Source organism: Nocardia sp. NPDC003482, assembly GCF_053588115.1.
Window position 1 is genome coordinate 1 of sequence record NZ_JBSFPI010000005.1, and the last position, 18,848, is coordinate 18,848.

Genomic DNA, 18,848 nt, shown 5'->3' on the forward strand with positions numbered 1-18,848 from the left:
CTGACCGTGGCGGGTGCCCGCTCGTCGCATTCGGCGAGCACAGTGCTCAGATCGCGATACAGGCTCAACGCCTGTGTCAGGACCAGGGTGAACACTTCGCCGGCCACGCGGGCATCATCGGTGCCCGGAACGACCGGGTACAGAGAATCTTCGATCTCGATACCCGTCGTTTGGACCGTCATCTTCGTGCCCATCGGGCACCACCTTTCTTCCTCTTCTTTTTCGTAGAGATCGGATGGTTGTTGTACGGTGCGGGCCTACTGCGCCCGAGAGTCTTCTTGCACCTGCAGCAGCATTTGCACTGCTTTTCCGGCTGTTCGTCGAAGCGCGGGAGCTTGTACAACTCGCGCAGGACATGAGGCCGAACGATCAGGAAACTCAAGGCGGCATAGGCCCACACCGTGAAGGCTGTTGGTTCCATTGCGGTCCCTCACACTGTGTAGTTCTCAAAGTTCGCGGTTGGCCCGGTTGAAGGAGCCACATTTGTTGTAGCGCACCGAATGCGGCCAAATCGAGCGCAGACGGTACTAACCGGGCGGGAACCGGAAATCGGGGCATGAAGCTGGTGGGAACCGGGTGGAAACCTTGCATAAACCCCTTGCAGATTTCGTTGCATATTGCTATTTAGCGGCGAATGTGTTATATGTAGTAGTACAACTAAATAAAACAAAACTGAATATGGTACATCACGAATCACTAGACACTCACGCCGACAGGCAACCGCATGTAGAAGCGGAAAATGTAGCCGAAGAACAGCACAGATTTCACTATTTCCGGGCTCCTGGAGTTGGAGCAAAAGTTCTTGAAGCCATAGCGCAGCCGTCGGGCGCCGACAAAAAGATCAGCGATGTACTTGATTGGAGACGTCAGAGAATCCTCGAACGATTCACGTCAGATATTGAAGGTCTTAACATCGAGCGTGTCGATAACTTCTTTGATGAACTCGGGCTCCGGCGGGCTCCGCTAGTTGTCATTGATAAATCTCGGAAAGCAGAGCTGCGACGGTTTCTTGAGAAAGTCGAAGGTCCGGTGCCAGTATTGGATGATGAGCACGATCACCGCGGGTGGTATAGGAACGACTTAGATATAGCCTTTGTATTCCGTAACCGAGAATTTGAAGAGTTTAACGGTCCAGAGTACACCGAGGGAATCATCGTACATGAACTAGCACACAGTTCCGGCAGGCGGCCAGATACAAGAGTCGTCGTCGAAGGAGAAGATGATGAGCAGGCTCTGGGTGTCACCTTTGTCCGCTCAGGCCAAACGGTTCACAGTTATTCCGCAGACATTAACGAAGATGAGGGCGTGCCCGACGCCACCGGAACATTCCTGGAAGAAGCTTTTGCCGAACAGATACGGGCGAAGTACCTGACAGATGAACTTGGCTTTACAGGAGGCTTGGCCAAACTAGAAAAAGAGACAGTGACTGGGAGGGTTGAGGAGACAGGGTTCGATTTTTCAGTACCGTCCAAGTACTTCCAGTATGAAAGCTCTGACGGCAATCCCGTTCTCTCTGCTTCGTCTTACCCAGGCGCGGCAATGGATGCACTGATCACCAAAGATCCAGAACTATTTCCGGCGCTGATAGAGGCGCGCCGTAGTGCTTATGGTCTCCGCGAGGTTGCCCGCCGGATAAATGGAATACACTCGGGCTTATATAAGACTTTGCGTGATGAGTTTAATCATTCCGGAGATTTTGCAAATGGATATTTCTATGTCCTTGAGGCCCTCGCTAGTGACGACGCCCGCGACGCAGAACCTTCATAGGATGGGTTCAGCCCGGTTGCTACATACATCATCACAAAATCCTGGGACGATTGCCGTCCGTGAGCCAAGCAGCCTGCTCCGGTGAGATACTTCTATGGTGCAGCCATCCGTGCCCACCGACTACCGATTCCGGTTCAAGCGTCTGGTCGATCAGCTTGGCCAGCTGCGTCTGCGTGGCGGTGCCAGTCGAGCATTCGTTGATCTTGAAGACCAGGGTCCGCTTGATCTCCCCGACTTCTTTCCTATCGTGAAGCGACTGCGATCCCAGATGTGGGCTGACGAGAATCGGCGGATCGAGGCGATCAACTGGGTGCTCGAAGACGCCATTAGCAGCTTGCCGACACACAGCTTGTCAGGAGCTATGCGAGATACGTTGAGTTGGCAAGAAGCAGCGCGGATTTTATTCAATATCCGCCTTACGTCAGAAGCCAAAGAAGCTATTCAAAGATACAGGGGGCAATTACATGCCAGACTGGCGCGCTATGTGCGCGAACAAACCGGGATGTATCCGAAAGAAGAAAAGTATAGAAAAGCAGAAGATAAAAGATTTCATAGCATCGTAGAAGAGATGAGGGAAAAGATGGCTGAGCACCTACTCAAGATTGTTCCTAACGACGGTAGCGATGAACAGGCGGAAGCATCTTCCGATGATTCTGCGGACATCGCCGAACCTGCGGGCGATCCCGAATCGGCAACAGCTCCCGACTATAGCAAAGGTAATGTGACAATCCACAAGGCAGCGCAAGTATTTACTGGCGACAACATAACAACAAACCCGACATTCAACAACTGGTGATCGCCGGTCGTGAGAATCAGACGAAGAGAAGCCGTCGTCAACGCTCAGGCTTCAAAGGTTGAATTCCAAGCAGCTCATGTTGTTCTCACTGGGAATAACAATAAAGTACGCGCTGAGGTCAACTACTACCTGAAACAGCGCTACTTCGGCGATAATGCTAAGCTGCGCCGAGCGATCCAGCATGATCTCGAAATGCTGGAGCGTTATCCCGATGGCAAGGTCAGGGATGAGCTGGTCGCCTCCATTGAGGAGAATACCAATAAACTCATCGCTCGCGGCCGGATCACACCTCAGCAGGTCTGGACACGACGTGGGATAAAAATCACCGTCGCGCTCGTCGTCATCATCGTCGTAGCCTTCTTCGGCATCGCGGTCACCACTCGTCACACCAGTATTGCGAACGGTCACCCGGAAGTTTCGTCATGGGGAAAATGGCTCTTTGCAGCCGAAAACCTGTTCGGCGGTCCAGACCTTTCGCCACGCGGCAATCCATTGATCAATCGTGGCACCGAAATCCCGATAAGTAGCTCGCTACCGGATGGAAAGAAGGTGACATCGGCGAACGTCAAGCTGCAGGATATCAGCGAAGTAAATACCTGCGATCCAAGTGTCCAGGACCGTGTTCCACACCCGAAGCACGGCTATTTTGTTCGACTAGACTTTGAGGTGGCAGGTGGGGATGAAATCGGACTCCAGGATGTCAACCTCCTTGCTCGGCGAAACTTTACCGTCATATCTTTTGACGGGAAGACGGCGGACCTTGGCGAGAACGCGGGCACTGACTGTCTTCGCGATGCGGTCTTGGATGGTCCACGGGATATTCCACGGCGTTCGGTTCAGCGTTTCACACTCCTTGCGGACATTCCCGTGGAACATGGCTATCTCTCGTTTTTCATAGACCCTTACGATTGGCCGACGGAGTGGGCATTCTAAGGTTTGCCCAGCACATATCGCGCCACTCATCACATCCTTGGCATCGAAAATCAACCAAGCCCCGAGCCGCTGACGGCTCGGGGCTTGGTTGGGGCATCGTCCCTCGCTGGTCGCTCAGGTACTGACCGCCCGAACGTACCAGGCCCACCCGCTATTCACGAACCCACGAGTGCCCGTGACGCTCGATCATGCTCCGCACGCGCTCCACTTCCGGGTACACCAGCCAATCCCAACTCCCGGCCTCCGCGCTCAGCCACTGTGCGAGGTGTCGTCGGAAGAATTGCGAGCGAGCTTGGCGTGAGTTGCCGATGTAGCTCTGCGAGGCCGTGCTCATCGCGAGGTACGACCGTTCATCTCGTCGCACGCTGCTTGTGGCGGCCTCGATCCAGTCGTCACACGGTCGCAGCACAACGTCTTCGGCGACGGCCTTTACGAACGCCTCGGGTTGCGCGGCTGTGGCGATCAGGTGGATGTGGGCATGGTCGTAGCAGGCTCCTCCCTTATCGCGGAAGTCGTAACTGCCGTGCTCGAACAGCACAACGTTGTCGGCCGTGCCGCGAAGCCGGCCAGCCCAGCGCGTGAGGAGCTGCCGCAGCTCGGCCTGCTCCGCGGCGTCGAACCATCCGGCAGACAACACGTGTCGTTTGCTCACCACCAATACGTAGTCCGGCACCAGCGCGCCGATGCAGGGGAATACGACGAAATGCTCTGTCTCATCGAGGATGTAGGCGCGGCTGCCTTCCTCAGTGATGTTGAGGTCGTAGAACAAATTCGATGCCGACCCGCCGCTAACTTCGCAGCAGAACGTGCAAATTTCCTCCAGTGCTGTCACTGGGGTGCTCCTGTCGTGAGCGGTCAGAACAGGCTGGCCTGTGCGGAAGCGGGCTTATTTTCGATCGAGTCGTCCAGTGTGATCATGCGGCCGACGAACGGCGCTTCGTTCACGAGCACGAGGTCAGGTGATCCATCGCCGTCATGGCAGAGCAGGGTGTGTCCGAGGGCATCTACAGCGTCGATGACATGCTCGCCGGCGCCGCCTGATGGTGGCACCGCTTCCAGCATCCGGCCGTACTCCAGCAGCTTGTTGTAGAACCACTCGCCGCCGGTCCATGTGTCGTAGAGGACAGAGGTTTCGGGCGGCAGGCTGCTCACGGCTTGGGCGGCTGCCTTGGAAAGCGCGCTCTCCAGCATTTGCCAGCCTTCGAGCGCGCCGGTGAGCGCCACCGTCTTGGCATTGCTCGTCATGGCCTGTTTGAATCCAGCGGCCGACACAGCTCGCTCCAGCTGGCGCACGTGCAGGCCATCCGGCGAGCTGGCGACGATGCGCGCCAGGATCGCTCCCTGCTCGTACAGGCGCGCGTTGCGGCGCGAGAGGGCAGCGGTGCCCACCTTGCACTCCTTGTTGCCGAAACAGGCGATGTAGAGGAGGTGTGGCTGCGCGATGTAGTCGCGGATCTGCGGCGGCAGCCCCTCCAAGTTCCCGAGGTGTTGATGTACCGCGCCGAAGCCTTCGAGATAGCGACACCGATCACACTGTTTGCCGGTTTTCAGCTCAGCGCGGTTCGCGCACGGCTGGCGCGTGCCCGCGCCCGCCTCAAACGTGAAATAGCCAAGGCACCAGCGCTTTTCGTCTTCGATCCGAAACGCCAGCCGGTTGTTTTGGCCCGGCCAAAACTCCACCGTTCCGTCGGACGAAATCGCCTCATGGAACCACTGGCCGTCTTCACGCCAGCTCAATCCGCAATACAGAAAAGGTCCCCTCAGCATGTCTGAATTATACTCCTTCGTATCATTTGCTCAGCTTCGAGCAGTAGTGTTTTCCGTTGCGATGCAATACTTTTCGAGCGTTCGTCGTACAGGCCCTGGTCGAAATCCTTGACGAGGTTATCCGTGACGAGATGCAAGTAGTCGAACGACGCGCCAGCCCGAACGGCGGCCCGCCCCATGTACCCGATTTCCGGGTCAACTACCTGAGCGTGCTGCGACGCTTCGGCCGCCCATTGCTTCGTCTCGTCGATCACCGAGGGCATTGTCACGTGACAGACATTCCGCAGTAGTCGAGCCGTGGGGTTCATGTGCTGGAGATGCCCGCGCCAGCTGACCGGCGAGCCGTCGACCACCGAGCTTTGTCCTGTGGCGAGCCACTGGTTCGGCATCAGGCTGGCATCCAACGACCCGAGCTTGCCGACGTACATCACCCACGACGTGACGCCGCCGCGGAAGAGGGCAGCCGCCAGACTTCCGGCCAAATCGCCCCAGTAGCTGAACTCACAGCCGAGCAGGAGTACCGCTGCCCCTGACACCTCGATGCGTTTCCATCCGAAGCCGTGGCATCCGCTCCACGGCACCTGTGCGGCTTCCCGACGGAAGAGTTGCTGAACGTAGCCGAGTATGACCAAATCCACAGGCGGGAGTGACTGCGGCAGCAGACGGCCGATGAACTTTTCCACGTCGTACCGGCGTGGCTGGGTGAGGAGCACGGGCACGTGCTTGTTTCGCATCAGCCCCGCAGTGGCCACGAGGTTGGCGTAGTGCCAGCTGTAGTCACGGCCCGGCGACGTGACGCAATGAATGTCTCGGCCGACCCTGACGAACTCGGGTCGCCGCCAGTTAAATTGCTTGCTCTCAATCGGTTTCGCGTTCAGGAGGAGCGATAGCGATTGCGAGCCGTACACCTTGATCGCCTGCACTCCCGACAAGTCAAGATCCGGCACCTTCGGTAGCACATACCGGTGGAGCTGATGGTCCATCGTGTGGTCGGCCGGCGGTGTCGGCGAAACAAGCTGCGTCACCATCAGCTGACTCCGAACAGATGTAAAAAGCCTGCGGCGTTCAACATCTCACCGGACGGGGCGTACCGAACGTCGGTCAGCTCGTCGTCGATGTCCTCGGCCAGCTCGCGTATATGGCTCCACGTCGCCTGTTGGTATCTGTCGAAGCTGGTGGCACCGCCCGTCTGAAACGCACCGAGTTCGGACGGCTTGAGCTGCTTCACCGGCCCGTCGCCCGCGATGACACCCGGCGGTAGCAGCAGCGTCTGGTCAGGCCACGGCAGCTCACGAAACACCCGGTCGGCGGTCTCGCGTATGGCTGGCGATTCGTGCATGCGGAAACGTGCCCAATGCTTGATCGCCCAGCCGTCGGTAACGACGAAGGGGGCGACGCGGCCCGCTTGCGTGATGACGGTTTCGTAATAGAGCCAGAACCAGCTGGCAAGGCTGTGCAGCCAGTAGCGTGTCCCGTATTCCCATACCTCCTCCTTGGGGTCGTAGTCCCATACCAATTCGCGGAGCGCGATCAACCGCTTACTCACGTACAAGGAGCTGTCCAGCGCCTGTTCCGGCTTGTCGTCGCGTACCAGCACGCGGGTGCGCTTCAGGTCGAAACCCTGCAGCTGGCGGGTGAGGGCAGTCTTGCCCGCGCCGTCTACTCCGTCGATCGAAATCCAATCCATCACCATCGCCTTACTTCGAAGCCTCGCTGCCGCAAGGTGATTGCCATATGGGAGAGAAGACCTGAGCGGACGTACACAATGCCGACGTCCGCGGATGCGAGGCTGTTCGCGAACTTCAGGAGTTCGTTCGCGCGTTCTCGGCCGATGCCGACTGCCAGGCGAACGGCTTCGGTTCGCGGAATCATCTGCTTGGTATTGGTGATGAGCGGGACATGTGCGGGCGCGGTCGGCTGTGCTTCAGCCGGTACCACCAGGCCGGTGGTTCGGATATTTTGCGGGCTCAATCCGAACCGGCGGGAGTAGTGCAGTTTGACACCAACGACGTTGGCGCCCACGGTTCGTCTGAGCTGCTGAAGCTCGCCGGCATTCTCGCCGATCCACGAAACCACATCGCGCAGCTGCCAGTCCTCAACCCGCGCGTACTGCGTGACGTAGCCTTGGTGGGTAGTCCAGTACTTGGCTGGCTGTGCAGCTACCGGCCCGCGAAGGCGGACGGAAATTTCGTCCGACGGGGTGAGGATGAGCGTGGTCGGCTCCGCCAGGTTATCCAGCTCCCAGATGCCGGGGATCAATTCCGCCACGTACTGGCGATCGGTCGCCACCAGCTCGACCGAAAATATGAGGTCGTCATAGGGCTGCACGACGACGGTCGCGACGCCATCAAGGACAGCTTCGGCCAACCAGGGCTCGACCTCACCGAGATCACAGCCGACGATCCGCGGAAGGTTCTGGTCTTCGCCCACGCCGCAGGCCCGCAGTGTGAAGCAGGTGGTGTTGGGCAACTGCTCTCGAATGACGTCAATCGGGTCGGCGCACGGAAGCTGCAGCAAAAATGCGGGAAGGCCGTCGAGATGGAGCCGCTGGAAGAGCGCGACGGCTTCGGCCTTCGTGATCGTCATGTGTTTGCCTCACTATTCAGCGGCGCGGTGACCGGCCGCGCTTGGACCAGAAACGTCGTCCGGCCGTCGAACACCCACTCGATGTCCACGGGTGTGCGCATGATTGCGTGGGTCCGAGCGCTCAGGCTTTCGATCTGCAGCGCGAACCGCTGATACTGCACGTTCTCATGGTCGACGAACTCCCAATCACGAACGCCCCCACGCGAAACCAGCCGCACTTGTGGAACCTCGCCACTCGTCGTGGCCCACGACGACTCAAAACTTCCTTCCACGACAAGCGATTCCGTCGTCATGAATGCGACGCCGCCCAGGACGCACGGAATTTGTTCTTGAAGGATGCAGCATCGCCCGCCCTTGTAGCGGTTCAGATCCGGCTCGATTTCCTGCTCGATAACCCGGATCAGATGTTCAGACGACCTCGGCAGATCCGTCAGCGAGACAGTCTGGCCCGCACCGGCTTCGTTCATTCGATCCTCTGCTTCGGTTGAGGAGCGAAGCACGACGCGATCGGAAACCAGCGCCTCCAACCAGTGGTCGAGGATGCGGCCTCGCCACAGCCCGGTCAACGCGCCTGGCTGCAGACATAAGGCGGGAGGCACGGGCAGTCCTTCGGTTGCCAGCTGACTCAACTGGGCTGCTTTGTTGCCCCAAAGACTCGGTGCCAGTGGGGCATTCGCAAGATCAACGATCATGGGCGGGATTCCTTTCGCCGTGAAGAGGGATCGTCTGCAACTGATGCGGTGTTTCTGGCGTGATCCATACGCAACGTTGGCGGGGCATCACATCGGTGACGTTCTCCGGCAGCGACTGGCTCGGCCGTGCTTCGACTGGCGGTACGGTGAAGGCTCCAAGTGATGAGAGGTTAAATGGCATGGGCAACAACTCTTTTCGATGTAGAGATGTACAACCGGTAGGTCAAGGCCATCGCCAGAGCCGGGCGCATGGCAGGGGCGGGAGGTCATCCCGGAGTTCGTCATCAAGAACGGCGGTGGCACCCACGGATGGCGCTGCCAGCGCGAACCGACATGCGACATCACGCTCAGCCCGGTAGTCGAGAGGCGGGAAGTCCGCAAACTGCACACGTAGGTGACACCATTCAGACATGGCGGAACCTCCTAGTGGTTGGGGAGGTAACTGGTTGCCAGGGAATGGAATTGGTCGATTGCACCGGCACGATGAACCAGGTGGCCTTGCCGATAGGGAGTCGGGTTTCATCCCATCGGACTGTCGGATACACCGGCGCGGCCGGCGGCATCGGGATGGCAACAACCGTGGGGTCTTCGACTGCGAACCCGACCACGCCGCTCCGAAACCACAGCACGCAACGGATCAGCGGGACGGCGTCATCGGCTTCGGTATGCGCTGGTCTCGCCGAACCGATCGTCGAGACCAGGCTCCTCACCAGATCAGTTGCCAGCGCCTCTATTACGCCCGCGATGTGGCTCAGGCCCCATTGAGGCAGTCGGACCAGCACGAGGTCCCGCACACACCGCACCGCGGTCGGTTGTGCGACGAGCTGCAAATCAGTCTGCATGCGGCCACCCCTGGGTGATAGGTAGGTGGCACCTACCGGTCGAGGTAGCGCGGAGGGGCGGCAACCCCGAGCGTCAGGTGCCGATTGAAGCGTCGCCCCAATCGCGAACGGCCGGAAGGCCCACCCGTCGCCCCCGTTTAGAACGGCGCTAAACGGGGGGCTCCGGGGCCGAAAACGGGGGGTAGAAAGGGGGTTTCGCGCCAAAAACCGCCGGTCGGCGTAACCTTCGACTAATCCGAAAGGCCCGACGGCACCCGCACCCGGAGGCGGATGTGACTAAAAATTTGGTGCCCAATGCGAAGCTGCAGCGCCTCATGAGCGAGGCGAACATGAAGCAGCAGCAATTGGCTGACCTGCTGAACGCGCGTGTCGAGCAGTGCGGCGGCAAGCCCGGCCGCTATACCGACGAGACAATCCGCCGGTATCTACGAGGCGAACGAACCTGGCCGAATCCTCGCTACCGCGAGGCATTCCGCTACGTCTTCAAGGTCGAATCCGACCATGACGTGGGGTTTTACGACCAGCGCTCACCCCTGACGCTGGTCTCTGATCTACCCGAGGAGGAACCAGTGCGCCGCTCCGATTTTTTCCGTGTGGCACTCGGCACGGCGGCAGCGTTCGCCATGCCGACGCCGCTTAAGGAGTTGGCGACGGTCATGCAGCCTACCCCGGTTCCCTCGTTGGTGGGGAAGACCGAGGTCCAGCAGGTACTCAATACGGCGCGCGTGTTCAGCACCTGGGACAACACGTACGGCGGTGGGCTGGTCCGCGAAGCAGTCGCGGCACAGCTGGCGTATGCAGTTGACCTGCTGAACGCGCGCTGCTCGGCGAGCAATCGGGCGGACCTGTTTACTGCTGTCGGTTTCCTCGGGCACACGTCGGCCTGGATGGCGTTCGACGCCTTCGCTCACGATGACGCCCGACGGATGATGCAACTTGCGCTAACGTGTGCCGAGCACGCTGGCAACCCGCATCTCAGGGCAGAAGTGTTGTCACGCATGGCTCGTCAGGCGATTTGGTGCGGTGACCCGGACACCGGACTCACGTTCGCGGAGCTGGCCCTCGTCCGCGCCGATATGCTGACGCCGACCGAGCGCGCCAACCTGCACACCGTGCGGGCACGAGCTTTGGCGAAGTTGCAGCGCGTCGATGATGCGGTGCGGGCCGTGGGACAGGCCGATGACGAGTTCAGCAATAGCAATCGCGAAAACGATCCGATCTGGATGGCGTACTACGACGAGGCTCAGCACGGCGGCGATACGGGACATGCCCTCTACGATTTGGCGATTCACGGCCGGTTCGTCTCGGAAGCACGCAAACGCCTTCAGACGGCCGTTGACGGGCATGGAGATAACTACGTGCGGTCCCGCGCTTTCGCCAGCTTGAAACTCACCTCGCTCGTGATGGCCACGGGAGAACCCGAGGAGGCCGCGGTGCTCGGACAGGCCGCGCTGGACGATGTAACCCATGTTCGGTCGCAGCGGGCGGGTTGGTATCTGCGGGAACTGAACGCGCTAGCGGCGCCGCACCGCAGGCTGGACCCTGTCGCCGACCTTCGGCAACGCCTTGGTGGTATAGCTGCTGTATGAGCCCGGAAGCTGAAACCCGCGCCGTCCTCGAAGCAGCGTGCACGGCAGTTGGTCTGTCCGCCGAAAGCGCCGAAGTGATCAGCATGAACGAGAACGCCGTCTACCGATTGCCTGGCGGCGTGGTTGCGCGAATCTCGCGGCCCGGACAGTTCGATGCTGCTCGGCGCGAGGTAGCGGTGTCCAAGTGGCTGGAGGAGTCCGGCGTCAGGGCAGTGCAGGTGATTCGCGACTACGACCAGCAGCCTTTGCTGGTAGATGATCGGCCAGTGGTGTTCTGGCATGAGCTGCCCCCGCACGGCATCAGCCGGCCGGATGTCATGGGCACCATGTTGCGTCAGCTTCATAGCTTGCCTGCGCCGAAGGGAATCGGCTTGGAGGACGTGCAGCCGTTCGTCCGTCTCGACAAACGCATCGAGGCGTCGCCGAGCCTCACCGAGGATGATCACATCTGGATGCGTGAGCACCTCGATTCGATGAAGCAGCGATGGTCCGAGTTGCCGCCCGGTTTGCCGTGGTGCGCGATTCACGGCGACGCTCACGAAGGAAACATTGTCACGGCCGACGATGGCGGAACGATCCTGCTGGATCTTGAGCGGTTCTGCGTCGGCCCGCCCGAGTGGGACACCGTGCAGACGGCGGTCAACTTCGCGACGTGCGGATGGATTACCGCGGCTGAGTACCGGGAGTTCGTGACGGCCTACGGACACGACATCATGGAGTGGGAAGGCTTCGAGCTGCTACGCGACGTTCGTGAGTTCCGAATGACGACGTGGTTGGCGCAGCTTGCCGCTGAACAACCGCGGCTCCGGGAGCAGGCCACGTACAGGGTGGCTTGCCTGCGCGGAAAGCATGGGGAACGTCCGTGGCTGGAATGGAAAGCCGAGTACTGAGGTACAGAGAAACGACTCTCGTCGCGTAAGCGCAATAGCGGAAATATCGGATGCAGATTTGGTTAACGATAGTTAATGTAGCTAGGCTCAAGCTGACCGAAATATGATCGGAATGCGGTAAGCGAAGTTAAAATATTGTAGCTTAGACTGTCCATACCTTGCGGAACAACGCAAAGAGCTCCGATTGCCGATCGCCATGCTCCAATGTTCTTTGCATCATCTCCTGCATTAAACATCACGAGCACTCGCACGACATCCTCGTTCGTCCACCGTTGGATCAACTCTGATAAAAGGGGGGTCGCCCGAGGGCGCTCTAAAACTTCGGAGTGGATGATGACAACTACATCGCCCTGGGCATGCAATGGGCGCGACTCGACCCTATAGTCAGAGCCTTCATCAAATCCAAACTGGGTAAAGAAAGGCGAAGTCCATTCATAAGTTGAATGAAGAATGCCGCGATGGATAGTGAGTGCACCCAGAGGATTCGCGAATAGGCCATCTGCGAAGACGGATTCGGTCTCCTCAAATCCATGATCATTCAACAAGCTCAGCGCTATGTCTTCAAACAACTTGGGCTCGGGACTCTTAAATGAACTACGAAGCGGGTCAATTCCATGTCCGAGGGCTCGCCCGCGAAAGGGCTTGTCGTCAATTCTCACGCTCTGATGACTCGGAACATCGTCGAGGAAATGTTTGAGACTATGCTCAAGCGATATCTTGAGTGTAGTCGTTTTATGCTCCCTCGCAATTCGACCGATGCCGCTGGAGCCGAGTTGTTCATCCACGAGACGACGGGCATCCTGTAGGAAGTAGTCGTCAAGACTCTCAACATACGCGACGAGGTAGACAGGCTCTGGAGCTGCATACCAGTAGGCGATATGTTGCGTATTTAGTCCTTTTACCGGAACATAACCAAGTCTCGTTACATCCAATTTTGATAGTTTCGAGGAGTTAATGCCTTTACATTGCATCCAGATGCGAGAGCTGCCCAGGAGCTTGTCAGTCCCTACGCCTGCTCGATAGAAATGCAGGCCGAGGTCGATGGTCGCCCGGTCCTTCACATACTCGATTAGCGATCCGTGCTTCGCCAAGATGGACATCAAGCGGTATTTGTAAACGTCCTCCATGACATCAGCGGCGCCTATTCTTATTTCAAAGGCATTGTCGTTATCTGCCGGCTTGAGAGCATCTGACATTCTTTCATTATCGCATATTACTGTACGAGCACGGTAAAAGTGAAGAAGAGACTATACTTGTAGCCTCCCCGGACTATTCCGTCCATCTGATCAAACCCCACTAGCTGCCCCTTTGAAGTCAGGAAGTCGTTGCCGGGGATACTGAAGCCAGGATTAGGATTTACGTTGTTTAGGACGGCTGCGTTTCCGTCATAGTAAGCCACATTGAAATCTTGGTCGGATGTGAAGGTTACTCCACCCCAAACTTGGCCTGGATATGAGTTAGAAGAGGTCACGAAAGCTGCGGAGGATATCCTACGTCCAGTGCATGCGGGAAGATTTATGGCAAGGCGGACGCCCTTCGCTGCCATATAATCAAAATCTCCTGCACTGTTGTGTATATAGACCTGAAGCAAGTATTTTTTGCCTCTTTGAACCTGAATGGTGTTAGACCATCCTCCAGGGCTCGTGTTACCAGCATCTTTCACTCGATAGAAATTTCTTTCGTCACCGTAGTTCGGATTGTCGGTATCAGCGTTTATTGATGGCCAGTTCAGAACCGTAGGACCGGAAACGACTGGGCGATCGGGACCCCATCCTGCCTTGTTGCTGGAGTCGTCACTACATGATTTGTCGATTTGTGGATTTTCTTGACCGGCCAGGCCGTTCACATTTGGAAGATAGTTATTAACTACCGGCGGGGGCGTGGCGGGTGGCTTCTTTACATACGCAAGTATCCCGACAATCAGTGCGAAAACTGCGACCATTGCCGAGATTGTTTTTACCCACCAGTCCGCCCACCAATGGGGCTTCCTGGGCTTCCACTCCTCAGTTCCAGTCACTCCCGTACCTCGCTTGGATTCAGTGTCTCCAGCGATGTAAACAGCTGAGCAGCATACTTTTCAGCAGAGCGGCGAACGGCCTCTTCCGTGCACAGGCGCCACCACCCGAGGGCGGCTAGGACATCAAAGCCGATGAGCGCCGTCTGCTGCTGCCAACTGAGCGGCACCACCGAAAAGTGCGCCAATATTGCGGTAGCTAGCCCTGCGAGCCCGCAGGTGACTATTGCGGGAATCCTGCATGCGTAGACGTTACGGCGAAATCCGTAAGAAATATTCTCTTCGTATACCAAAGGAAATTTCTTACTATCTCGCGTACGTTCTCGCAGCACAGCAGTCGCCGCAGCATACAGGCCATCGGCATCTGGCGGATCAGCTGTCTCGGCAGTTTCGTTGGGAAGCGTAATGCCTAGATGCTTCTTTACTAGCTTATGCCTACGAGCGATAGCCGACCTTGTGGTACTTGAACGCCACCGCAACATCTGTTCCGAAGGCCGCCCACCCCATTTCTGAAACAGCATCGACTCTACTTGAAGACCACGATCACGGACAATCTGCGACGCGACGAAAGGCAGGCAAAAGGTAGCAAAAACGGCAACTTTAGTCCAAATTGTTACGACTACAGGAACTGTCGTAACCGCAAGAACGATTATCGGCAGCACCGCTAGGACGGCGGGCAGGAAGCGCGCCGTACGGGTGTATCGATCTGTTATTTGTTCAAGAAGACTCACGACCCAGCCTTTGCGCGCAAATTAGTAGATATGACACGGCAAGGTGCCGATGTAGTAGAGGCCGTGGCTGTGATCTCGCCCTCTGTCATCGAGGAAATTGACGGAGTAGGCATTATCGCCTACATAGATGTGTACCTCGTAGGTATCCGTCTCGAATAGGATGTCGCCACAAGAGTTCTGAGTAATGGTGTTATAGCCATCGTAGTAGTGAAGGTATTCGGAGGGTGCCTCACCGATGACAACGAGACCAGGGTCCATCTTCTCAAGCCAGCCCTTCGGCACCTTGCCGGATGTGCGGCCGTGATGGGGTGCAAACAACACGTCGACTTTCGGTATGGCTACCTTGTCCGCGATTTTCTCCATGAAATCGGTTTCGAGATCTCCCATCCAAAGCATGCGAGGGCCATTCTGTGCAGAATACTGCAATATGCAGGAAATATTGTTCGGAGAGAGGCCGGCCGCCGCATCATCAAGAGCGCTTATGAAATCGGCATCGGAAGTGTCTGGCCAGAGAATGCTGAGCCCGGACGACTTGCGCTCATCGCTGTCGAGGTTCATCCACCGACGACTGCAGCCCTTATAGAGATAAAATGACTTTTTGGGATCGTCTCGAAGCAGGCAGTATCGCTTGAAGTCTACGGTTTCGTCCTCTTTGGTAGCTTCATTTTTGACACAGTAGAAGTTTCCGACGCCGAGGATGTCGTCCAGCTCGGCGAGACCTCCAATGTGATCCTGATCGGGATGCGTCGAAATGAATCGAGTAATGCCCTTGTCTTTGGACTGGGTAGCTATCTCGGTCAAGATGCTCCCGAGTCGGTCATCGGGCAACGAACAGTCGATGATCGTGAAGTTGTCACTGCCGTGCCGAATGTAGTACATGTCGCCATTGCCAATAGCGAATGACTTTACGATAGGCATACCTAACTCATCCTCCCTGGTGAGCGGCACCCGCCGTGACTCATCCCCCGTAGGGCAATCTATCCGCGACATGCCTGGCCTCGGTCAGCGCCGACTATTAGTTAGCGCATGGAAATTTCGCGTGATCGCCCCCGCTGGTACACCTCGTCAAGACCGATCTGCAGATGACTTTCGAGAAACCGGCCCCCGTGTTACACCCTGGCTGAGTACTGCCTCCCGTACGCTGCTCCTGGCCTTGCCAAGCCGTCGAGCAATCTCTGCATACGAGTGCCCTTCGCCGTAGAGGAGCACAGCCTGGCGAGTCTGCGCCTCGGTCATCCCTTGCTGACGCATCTTCACGTCAGCTTCGCGCAGAAGCTTGAGGATGCCGCCCTTCGACAGACCGTAGCGCTTGCAGAGTTCGGCTGTTGAGGCCCCTGACTCGTAGGCCGCTGCTATCTCGGCGATCGTGTCGACCGACAGCCGACGGTCGAGCCGTCGCGGTTGAACAACTTTTGTGTTCGTTCTCGCAGGTCGACGGAGCGGAGCAGCCTCGATCTTGGCGATCACTTGGCTCAGCCAGTCCGGCTCCCACTGTTTCAAGTACCGTCCGCTAACCCCGACCAACTTTGGTCGGTATCTGCCCTGGTCAGTCCAGTATCCGCGTACGTCGTCGCGCCGGAGTGATATCCCAATTTCGCCGTCGCTGACCGCTGTTTGCCTACAGCTGTTGCACGTAGATCGCACGGCCAGGTGCGGCCCCTGACTTCTCTTCCCCCACCTTCCTCATACTGGCCGCCCTCTGTGGAGGTCGGGCGTGTCAAGGATGCGGAGCACCGCGTAGCGGACACCGCAGGTGGTCCTTGACTCGTTCGACCGGAGCGAGACAATCGGGCCATGAGGAAGGTGGGGGATTCGTGCGTGCGCTGAGGCAACGGGACCACAGCCGGTTGCCGCGGCTGGAGGGCGGGGATTCGGCGTGCTGACTGCGGGAGGTCAGTCGGGGTACGGCTCTCGGCGCGCCCAGCACTGCTCGGTCGTTGCAAAAGTAGGCGGATAGGGGGTAGGGGCGTTCTGCCACGTCGCCAAAGCGGTGCCGACGCGCCCAACGGGCCACGGTGCGGCCGGAGCTTGCGGAGGCCGTGCCGTGCTGCGCGGTGCCGCGTGGCGGCACCGGTGGGCGGCGCGCCAGCGCCGCCCCTTGATCCTATATAGCCAAATTCGGCAGCAACTGCGAAAGGCGCGTGTCGGGCTTCAGGTGATGCTGGCTACGCGCTGCTCGGGTCAGTGAGCGGGCGGAAGTTGCTGCCCCGCAACGGTTCCTGTCGTCACGGCGGCGGAGGTGGGCTCCGAAGATCGAGGTCAGGCTGATTGCCTCGGCGCGACATACACAGCGGCGGGCTCGGCCTGGCCGTCGCTGTGGGTGTGAGTGACTGTGCCGATTCGCTGGCATCCCATTTTCTCGTAGAGCCGGATCGCGTCACGGTCCTTCAGCATCACGTCGAAGGCTATCGCGAGGCCGCGGCTGGTGGCGTAGTTGTAGGCGGCGGCCATGAGCTGGGTTCCGAAACCAGAGCGGCGATACTCGGGGTCGACAAACAATCGCACCAGAACGGCTAGCTCGGTGAGGCTTCGTCCTGTGTGTTGGTGCCACAGCCTGGCGGCGTCGTCATTTTGGCTGGCCTGTGTAAGTGCGATGTGCCCAATAGGCCGCCCGTCGATCAGAGCCGTCCAGGCCGCAAGCTCGTGCGGCGGGGTGAGCCAGGCTTGCGGATCGGAAACGCCTTCGACTGGGTAGCCGTCTCGCGCATGCACACGAATAAGAACCTTCCCGAGTTCGGTCAGGTCGCTATCCTCACGCGGGCGGACGGCTGGACTCATCAGTCGTCAACCCGCATCGTGTAATCCAGGCCCATATAGTCAGCTCGCATGGTGAACTCCGTGACTTCGAACGGGTGAAGGTTCTGGTCCAAGCCAGTATGCAGCACAACTAGGACCGGTACACCGTCCGGCAGCATCAATCCCTGAGCCTCCTTGAGCGTGGGCATTCTGGCGGTGACCTCCTCACGGGTGTAAGTGATCAGATGTCCCTTGTCCTCGAACCGTGCGTAGAGGTCGCCAGGTCCCAAGTCGTCGCTGACGCCCAGCACTGAGTCCTTGGCGATCTCCCACGGTATGAACGTCACCCCGATCTGCATCGGTTCTGAATCGGCGAAGTACCAGTTCTCTCGCCGTACGACACTCGCAGTGTCGGGGTCGACGTGGAGACGCTCGGCGACAGGTGGTGGCGGGACAACTCGTCCGATTTCCATGAGAAAGGCGTTCGGGACGCGCTTCTGCGCCTGAACTTCGGCATGGAACGGTGATACGCCGGTCTCATCCCGGAGCTTCTTAGAATATCGGCTTTGCCCGAATCTCATCAACCGTGGCCGACTCCGAACGAAAACTCCACGTCCATGCTGCGCGGTGACTAATCCGGATTCAGCGAGTTGCCGAATAGCTTCCCGTGCCGTATTACGCGCAACCCTATGAGAGGCTGCAAGTTCTCGCTCTGATGGGAGTTTGGCTCCCGGCTGAATTTCTCCGGACTCGATTGCGGCGCGGAGTTCGGCTGCAATTTGCCGACTGGCTGTATTGCTTCCCTGTGGTGTCCTGGGCGGCTGTGTCATGCCCTCCACCTTACTACTGGTCCAAGCCAGTATTGAAACTGGCTCAAGCCAGCGTTACACTGAGCTGGCTTAAGCCACATGACGCGACTACGGCAGGAGTGACATGGCAAGATTCGACTGGTGGAGGGAGGCTGAGCCGGACGAGACATCGGCCCAGGCGATCATAGACCGCGTACAGGCCGAATTGCGGGCTGAACAGGGTCGTCGGCGAGCTGCGGACATGAGGTACTGGCCGGATGGGTGGCCCCATGAGGCCCCCGAGCATCCGCTAGGGATTGATGAAGCTCACAGGATCATGCAGAGCCATCGCGGATGCCGTACCGACGAATGCCCGCGGAAGGATTCGGCTTGGCGAACTTTGATCGAGGCGGGACGTGTGACGCCCGATCCTAGACGTAACTACTAAATAGCTATACCGGTCAGAACAAAGAGGGGATTATTGAGCAATTGGAACTCGAGGAAGGCAAAAGAAGCCATTCTCAATGGGCAATTGTGACGTTGGGCAATAGTTGCGGTGAGCACAGCGGCCCATGCCCTAATGGCATATGGGGTCCATATGGAAGTATGCTGGAGGCACATTCGGCGTCGCGGTTTGTGTCAGCAGGACATAAGCCGCATGTTGTCCCTTATTGGGCGCGTGGAGTCGGACCTGTCAGCTAAATAACCACCTCTAGA

Annotated in this window: 20 protein-coding genes and 1 pseudogene; 5 read left to right on the forward strand and 16 right to left on the reverse strand. The window is 58.3% G+C overall.

What is annotated here, in order from left to right; genetic code table 11:
• Nucleotides 1-194, reverse strand: a 194-nt coding sequence (locus ACWDSJ_RS09095) for a hypothetical protein (protein ID WP_450030439.1), incomplete at its 3' end; no start/stop codon positions are given.
• 382 nt (nt 195-576) lie between these two features.
• On the opposite strand from ACWDSJ_RS09095, the gene ACWDSJ_RS09100 reads away from it, so the two are divergent.
• From ACWDSJ_RS09100 to ACWDSJ_RS09110, 3 genes are all read left to right on the forward strand, one after another.
• Nucleotides 577-1,767: a hypothetical protein gene (locus tag ACWDSJ_RS09100; RefSeq protein ID WP_450030441.1), complete on the forward strand. Its 1,191-nt coding sequence runs from the start codon at nt 577-579 to the stop codon at nt 1,765-1,767.
• Nucleotides 1,768-1,876: 109 nt separating this feature from the next.
• Entirely contained in the window at nt 1,877-2,563 is a 687-nt protein-coding gene (locus ACWDSJ_RS09105) for a hypothetical protein (RefSeq protein WP_450030443.1), read from the forward strand.
• A 9-nt stretch (nt 2,564-2,572) separates the two neighbouring features.
• The gene (locus ACWDSJ_RS09110) at nt 2,573-3,496 is read left to right on the forward strand and encodes a hypothetical protein (protein ID WP_450030445.1); all 924 of its coding nucleotides are present in this window, start codon (nt 2,573-2,575) and stop codon (nt 3,494-3,496) included.
• A gap of 151 nt (nt 3,497-3,647) precedes the next feature.
• On the opposite strand, the gene ACWDSJ_RS09115 is transcribed toward ACWDSJ_RS09110, so the two are convergent.
• From ACWDSJ_RS09115 to ACWDSJ_RS09145, 7 genes are all read right to left on the reverse strand, one after another.
• On the reverse strand, nt 3,648-4,328 hold the full coding sequence (locus tag ACWDSJ_RS09115) for an HIT family protein (protein WP_450030447.1): 681 nt from the start codon (nt 4,326-4,328) through the stop codon (nt 3,648-3,650).
• A gap of 23 nt (nt 4,329-4,351) precedes the next feature.
• Entirely contained in the window at nt 4,352-5,263 is a 912-nt protein-coding gene (locus ACWDSJ_RS09120; RefSeq protein ID WP_450030449.1) for a hypothetical protein, read from the reverse strand.
• The gene (locus tag ACWDSJ_RS09125; protein WP_450030451.1) at nt 5,257-6,291 is read right to left on the reverse strand and encodes a hypothetical protein; all 1,035 of its coding nucleotides are present in this window, start codon (nt 6,289-6,291) and stop codon (nt 5,257-5,259) included. The genes ACWDSJ_RS09120 and ACWDSJ_RS09125 overlap by 7 nt, the downstream gene beginning before the upstream one ends.
• A complete protein-coding gene (locus tag ACWDSJ_RS09130; RefSeq protein WP_450030453.1) occupies nt 6,291-6,956 on the reverse strand; it encodes a hypothetical protein in 666 nt (221 codons plus the stop codon). The genes ACWDSJ_RS09125 and ACWDSJ_RS09130 overlap by 1 nt, the downstream gene beginning before the upstream one ends.
• Nucleotides 6,950-7,849 (reverse strand): hypothetical protein, encoded by a 900-nt coding sequence (locus tag ACWDSJ_RS09135; RefSeq protein ID WP_450030455.1) that lies wholly within the window; start codon nt 7,847-7,849, stop codon nt 6,950-6,952. The genes ACWDSJ_RS09130 and ACWDSJ_RS09135 overlap by 7 nt, the downstream gene beginning before the upstream one ends.
• Nucleotides 7,846-8,541 carry a hypothetical protein gene (locus ACWDSJ_RS09140; protein WP_450030457.1) on the reverse strand — a complete coding sequence of 232 codons (696 nt, stop codon included), beginning with the start codon at nt 8,539-8,541 and terminating at the stop codon, nt 7,846-7,848. The genes ACWDSJ_RS09135 and ACWDSJ_RS09140 overlap by 4 nt, the downstream gene beginning before the upstream one ends.
• Nucleotides 8,542-8,945: 404 nt before the next feature.
• Complete coding sequence (locus ACWDSJ_RS09145; RefSeq protein WP_450030459.1) at nt 8,946-9,383, reverse strand: hypothetical protein; 438 nt, start codon at nt 9,381-9,383, stop codon at nt 8,946-8,948.
• Nucleotides 9,384-9,655: 272 nt separating this feature from the next.
• Here ACWDSJ_RS09145 and ACWDSJ_RS09150 point away from each other — a divergent pair, with 272 nt between their 5' ends.
• Nucleotides 9,656-10,972 carry an XRE family transcriptional regulator gene (locus ACWDSJ_RS09150; RefSeq protein ID WP_450030461.1) on the forward strand — a complete coding sequence of 439 codons (1,317 nt, stop codon included), beginning with the start codon at nt 9,656-9,658 and terminating at the stop codon, nt 10,970-10,972.
• On the forward strand, nt 10,969-11,862 hold the full coding sequence (locus tag ACWDSJ_RS09155) for a phosphotransferase enzyme family protein (RefSeq protein WP_450030463.1): 894 nt from the start codon (nt 10,969-10,971) through the stop codon (nt 11,860-11,862). Before ACWDSJ_RS09150 ends, ACWDSJ_RS09155 begins: the two co-directional genes overlap by 4 nt.
• Nucleotides 11,863-11,924: 62 nt before the next feature.
• Here the strand turns inward: ACWDSJ_RS09155 and ACWDSJ_RS09160 are convergent, their stop codons facing one another.
• The 8 genes and pseudogenes from ACWDSJ_RS09160 to ACWDSJ_RS09195 form a co-directional block, all read right to left on the reverse strand.
• Complete coding sequence (locus ACWDSJ_RS09160) at nt 11,925-13,058, reverse strand: hypothetical protein (protein ID WP_450030465.1); 1,134 nt, start codon at nt 13,056-13,058, stop codon at nt 11,925-11,927.
• A gap of 17 nt (nt 13,059-13,075) precedes the next feature.
• Nucleotides 13,076-13,879 carry a hypothetical protein gene (locus ACWDSJ_RS09165; protein WP_450030467.1) on the reverse strand — a complete coding sequence of 268 codons (804 nt, stop codon included), beginning with the start codon at nt 13,877-13,879 and terminating at the stop codon, nt 13,076-13,078.
• Complete coding sequence (locus ACWDSJ_RS09170) at nt 13,876-14,607, reverse strand: hypothetical protein (RefSeq protein ID WP_450030468.1); 732 nt, start codon at nt 14,605-14,607, stop codon at nt 13,876-13,878. Before ACWDSJ_RS09170 ends, ACWDSJ_RS09165 begins: the two co-directional genes overlap by 4 nt.
• Before the next feature lie 21 nt (nt 14,608-14,628).
• On the reverse strand, nt 14,629-15,525 hold the full coding sequence (locus ACWDSJ_RS09175; protein ID WP_450030470.1) for an MBL fold metallo-hydrolase: 897 nt from the start codon (nt 15,523-15,525) through the stop codon (nt 14,629-14,631).
• 147 nt (nt 15,526-15,672) lie between these two features.
• On the reverse strand, nt 15,673-16,107 hold the full coding sequence (locus tag ACWDSJ_RS09180) for a sigma factor-like helix-turn-helix DNA-binding protein (protein ID WP_450030472.1): 435 nt from the start codon (nt 16,105-16,107) through the stop codon (nt 15,673-15,675).
• A gap of 759 nt (nt 16,108-16,866) precedes the next feature.
• Nucleotides 16,867-17,385: a GNAT family N-acetyltransferase gene (locus tag ACWDSJ_RS09185; RefSeq protein WP_450030474.1), complete on the reverse strand. Its 519-nt coding sequence runs from the start codon at nt 17,383-17,385 to the stop codon at nt 16,867-16,869.
• Nucleotides 17,385-17,924, reverse strand: coding sequence for a GntR family transcriptional regulator (locus ACWDSJ_RS09190; RefSeq protein ID WP_450031017.1), 540 nt, complete (start codon nt 17,922-17,924; stop codon nt 17,385-17,387). Before ACWDSJ_RS09190 ends, ACWDSJ_RS09185 begins: the two co-directional genes overlap by 1 nt.
• 30 nt (nt 17,925-17,954) lie before the next feature.
• Nucleotides 17,955-18,173: pseudogene (locus ACWDSJ_RS09195) on the reverse strand (winged helix-turn-helix domain-containing protein); the annotation flags it as partial.
• Between the last annotated feature and the right edge of the window lie 675 nt (nt 18,174-18,848).